The sequence below is a fragment of the Isoptericola sp. NPDC060257 genome (assembly GCF_042726645.1).
Taxonomy (GTDB): Bacteria; Actinomycetota; Actinomycetes; order Actinomycetales; family Cellulomonadaceae; genus Isoptericola; species Isoptericola nanjingensis.
On the sequence record NZ_JBHXAW010000338.1, the window covers coordinates 1 to 4,103 of the forward strand.

Sequence of the window (4,103 nt, forward strand, 5' to 3'; positions counted from 1 at the left end):
CGGCGCTCCAGCTCGTCGAGCAGCGTGCCGAGGATCATCGCGCCCGTGGCGCCCAGCGGGCGCGTCCGCGCGGAGATCAAGAACCGGTTGAAGTACTCCCAGGGCTCCCTCAAGGACGTGATCGAGAAGGGGCAGAAGGACGACGTCGTGGGCAAGCTCAAGGTCGTCTCGCTGCTCGAGTCGCTCCCCGGGGTCGGTAAGGTGAAGGCCCGGGCGATCATGGAGGAGATCGGGATCGCCGAGACCCGCCGGGTCCGCGGCCTCGGGCCGCACCAGGCTTCGGCGCTCATCGAGAGGTTTGGCTGACATTTCCGCACCACCCGCCGGCAGTCCGGCACCGCAGCAGGCCCCTGTCACGGCGGACGCGGGAGCGCCGTCGGCGCGCCTGACCGTGCTGGCCGGGCCGACGGCCGTCGGCAAGGGCACGGTCTCGGCCGACGTGCGCGCCCGCTACCCGCAGGTGTGGCTGTCGGTGTCGGCGACGACCCGGCCGCCGCGCCCCGGCGAGGTGCACGGCGTGCACTACCTGTTCGTCTCGCCCGAGGAGTTCGACCGGATGGTCGCCGAGGGGGAGATGCTCGAGTGGGCGGTGGTGCACGGCCGGCACCGGTACGGCACCCCCCGGGGGCCGGTCGAGGAGCATCTCGCCGCCGGCGTGCCCACCCTGCTGGAGATCGACCTGCAGGGGGCGCGCCAGGTGCGCGAGGCGGTCACGGCGAGAGGGCTCGCCGCGCAGTTCGTCTTCCTCGCCCCGCCGAGCTTCGCCGAGCTCGTGCGGCGCCTGGTCGGGCGCGGCACGGAGGACGCGGAGGAACGTGAGCGACGCCTGACCACGGCGCGGACCGAGCTCGCCGCCGAGGCCGAGTTCGACGTGACGATCGTCAACGACGACGTCACCCACGCCACGGACCGGCTCGCGCGGGTGATGGGTGTGACGTCCGCCGCACCCCGGGTCGCCCTGTAGGGCACCGGCTGGGGGTCCGCGCCCGACCGCAGGTAGGATGGACCGCTGACCCCCTGACATCGCGTCACCGCAGCTGTCAGCGAACCCGTCACCGAACTTTGTCTGGAGTGTGACCCATGGCCGGAACCGTGGCCCAGCCCATCGGCATCACCGACCCGCCCATCGACGAGCTGCTCGAGCGCACCGACTCGAAGTACGGCCTCGTGCTGTACGCGTCCCAGCGCGCCCGCCAGATCAACGCCTACTACTCGCAGCTCAACGAGGGCCTGCTCGAGAACGTGGGCCCGCTGGTCGAGACCCGCAACCAGGAGAAGCCGCTCTCCATCGCCATGCGCGAGATCAACGAGGGCCTGCTCACCTCGACCCCGGTCGAGGAGAAGCCCGAGGCCGCCGCGGAGCCGGTCGCCGAGCCCGGCGACGAGATCACCTTCTGACGGCACGGCGCCGGTCGGCGACCGGCGCCACCCTGCGGCGACGAGGTAGCGCGCGATGAGGATCCTGCTCGGCGTCAGCGGCGGCATCGCCGCGTACAAGGCCGTGCTGCTGCTGCGGCTCCTGCGCGAGGACGGCCACGCGGTCCGGGTGATCCCGACCGCGTCCGCCCTGCGTTTCGTGGGCGCGCCGACGTTCGAGGCGCTGTCCGGCGAGCCGGTCACGGACGAGGTCTTCGAGGACGTCGCGCACGTCCCCCACGTGGCGCTCGGACAGGGCGCCGACCTCGTCGTCGTGGCGCCCGCGACGGCGGACCTGCTCGCCCGGGCGGCGACCGGCCGGGCCGACGACCTCCTCACCTCGACCCTCCTCACCGCCCGCTGCCCGGTCGTGATGGCCCCCGCCATGCACACCGAGATGTGGGAGCACCCCGCCACCCGCGCCAACGTGGCGACGCTGCGCGAGCGGGGCGTCACGGTGATCGAGCCGGAGAGCGGCCGCCTCACCGGCGCGGACACCGGCCCGGGGCGCCTGCCCGAGCCGGAGGAGATCGCGCGTGCAGCCCTCGCGGCCGCGGCGTCCGCCGGCTCCCCGACGACCGGGGACGGGCCTCCCGGCGACCTGTCCGGTCGCACCGTGGTCGTCTCGGCGGGGGGCACCCGCGAGCCGATCGACCCGGTGCGCTTCATCGGCAACCGGTCCAGCGGGCGCCAGGGCGCCGCGCTGGCCGAGGCCGCCCGTGCCCGCGGCGCCGCGGTCACGCTCGTGGCCGCCAACCTGGACGACGCCGTGTGCGAGGCCGCGCGCGGGGCCGGCGTCGTCGTCGTGCCCGTGGAGACCACGGCCGAGCTGCGCGACGCCGTGCGTGCGGGCGCGTCGGGCGCCGACGTCGTCGTGATGGCGGCGGCGGTGGCCGACTTCCGCCCGGCCGACGTGCCGGACGCCAAGATCAAGAAGGTGCCGGGCGAGGGCCCGGCACCCATCACGCTCGTCGAGAACCCGGACGTGCTCGCCGAGCTCGCGCACGACCGGCTGCGCCCCGGCCAGCTCGTCGTGGGCTTCGCGGCCGAGACCGGCGACGCGGCGGGCTCCGTGCTCGAGCACGGGCGCCGCAAGGCGCTGCGCAAGGGCGCGGACCTCCTCGCGGTGAACGCCGTGGGCGGCGGGCGCGGCTTCGGCGCCCCCACCAACGCCGTCACGGTGCTCGACGGCCGCGGCGAGGTCGTGACCGAGGCCGCAGGGTCGAAGCGCGAGGTCGCGGACGCCATCTGGGACGCCGTGACGAAGACGCTGCCCGGCATCTGAGATTCACCCCAGCATGTGAGACATTTCCCGTCTCGAGGGCCCGACGGGGCGGACTGTTCCCCGTAGGCTGTCCGCCATGACCGATGCGCTGCGCCTCTTCACGTCAGAGTCCGTGACCGAGGGCCACCCGGACAAGGTCTGCGACCAGATCTCCGACGCGATCCTCGACGCGCTGCTCGCGCAGGACCCGCGCTCGCGCGTGGCGGTGGAGACGATGGTGACCACGGGCCTCGTGCACGTGGCGGGCGAGGTCACGACCGACGCGTACGTCGAGATCCCGCAGATCGTCCGCGAGGTGGTCCGCCGCATCGGGTACACGTCCTCCGCGATCGGGTTCGACGGCGACTCCTGCGGCGTCTCCGTGTCGATCGGGCAGCAGTCGCCCGACATCGCGCAGGGCGTCGACAAGAGCCTCGAGGAGCGCGACGACGCCTCCGGCCCGGGCCTCGACCGCGACCCGCTCGACGCGCAGGGCGCGGGCGACCAGGGCCTGATGTTCGGGTACGCCACCGACGAGACGCCGTCCCTGATGCCGCTGCCCATCTGGACGTCGCACCGGCTCGCGGAGCGGCTGTCGGCCGTACGGCGCTCGGGCGAGCTGCCCGGGCTGCGCCCCGACGGCAAGACCCAGGTGACGGTCGCGTACGACGGCGACCGACCGGTGCGCATCGACACCGTCGTGCTGTCCACGCAGCACGACGCCGACATCGTGCAGGAGAAGCTGCAGCGCGAGGTCGCGGACGTCGTCATCGCGCCGGTGCTGGCCCAGGTGGCCCAGGAGACCGGCGTCGGGACGACGGACGCGCGCCTCATCGTCAACCCCACCGGCAAGTTCGTCGTGGGCGGGCCGCAGGGCGACGCCGGCCTCACCGGGCGCAAGATCATCGTCGACACCTACGGCGGCATGGCGCGGCACGGGGGCGGCGCCTTCTCCGGCAAGGACCCGTCGAAGGTCGACCGGTCCGCCGCGTACGCGATGCGCTGGGTCGCGAAGAACGTCGTCGCGGCCGGGCTGGCGCGCCGGTGCGAGGTGCAGGTCGCGTACGCGATCGGCAAGGCGCACCCGGTGGGGCTGTACGTCGAGACGTTCGGCACGGAGACGGTGCCCACCGAGCGGATCGCCGCCGCCATCGAGAGCGTCTTCGACCTGCGCCCGGCGGCGATCATCCGCGACCTGGACCTGCTGCGCCCCGTGTACGCCCAGACGGCCGCCTACGGACACTTCGGCCGCGACCTGCCCGGGTTCACCTGGGAGCGCACGGACCGCGTCGACGCGCTGCGGGCTGCGATCTGATCGCTCGTGGGTGCCGTCACTTCGGCGGCGGCCGCGTGGTGGCAAGGTTCCTGCGCGCGGACGCGTTCACGGGCGCCTGGGCGCCCTCCACTTCGGGAGGGATACGTC

The 4,103-nt window shown here is 73.8% G+C and carries 5 protein-coding genes; all 5 read left to right on the forward strand.

What is annotated here, in order from left to right; genetic code table 11:
* The first annotated feature begins 45 nt into the window (after positions 1–45).
* The 5 genes from mihF (at position 46) to metK (ending at position 3,995) form a co-directional block, all read left to right on the forward strand.
* Complete coding sequence (gene mihF / locus ACFWEK_RS19495; RefSeq protein WP_430555111.1) at positions 46–306, forward strand: integration host factor, actinobacterial type; 261 nt, start codon at positions 46–48, stop codon at positions 304–306.
* Complete coding sequence (gene gmk, locus ACFWEK_RS19500; protein ID WP_430555112.1) at positions 299–964, forward strand: guanylate kinase; 666 nt, start codon at positions 299–301, stop codon at positions 962–964. Before mihF ends, gmk begins: the two co-directional genes overlap by 8 nt.
* Before the next feature lie 116 nt (positions 965–1,080).
* Positions 1,081–1,398 carry a DNA-directed RNA polymerase subunit omega gene (gene rpoZ / locus ACFWEK_RS19505; RefSeq protein WP_430545481.1) on the forward strand — a complete coding sequence of 106 codons (318 nt, stop codon included), beginning with the start codon at positions 1,081–1,083 and terminating at the stop codon, positions 1,396–1,398.
* A 55-nt stretch (positions 1,399–1,453) separates the two neighbouring features.
* Positions 1,454–2,701, forward strand: a complete 1,248-nt coding sequence (gene coaBC, locus ACFWEK_RS19510) for a bifunctional phosphopantothenoylcysteine decarboxylase/phosphopantothenate--cysteine ligase CoaBC (protein WP_430555113.1) — start codon at positions 1,454–1,456, stop codon at positions 2,699–2,701.
* Positions 2,702–2,777: 76 nt separating this feature from the next.
* A complete protein-coding gene (metK, locus tag ACFWEK_RS19515; RefSeq protein ID WP_430555114.1) occupies positions 2,778–3,995 on the forward strand; it encodes a methionine adenosyltransferase in 1,218 nt (405 codons plus the stop codon).
* Positions 3,996–4,103: the final 108 nt, after the last annotated feature.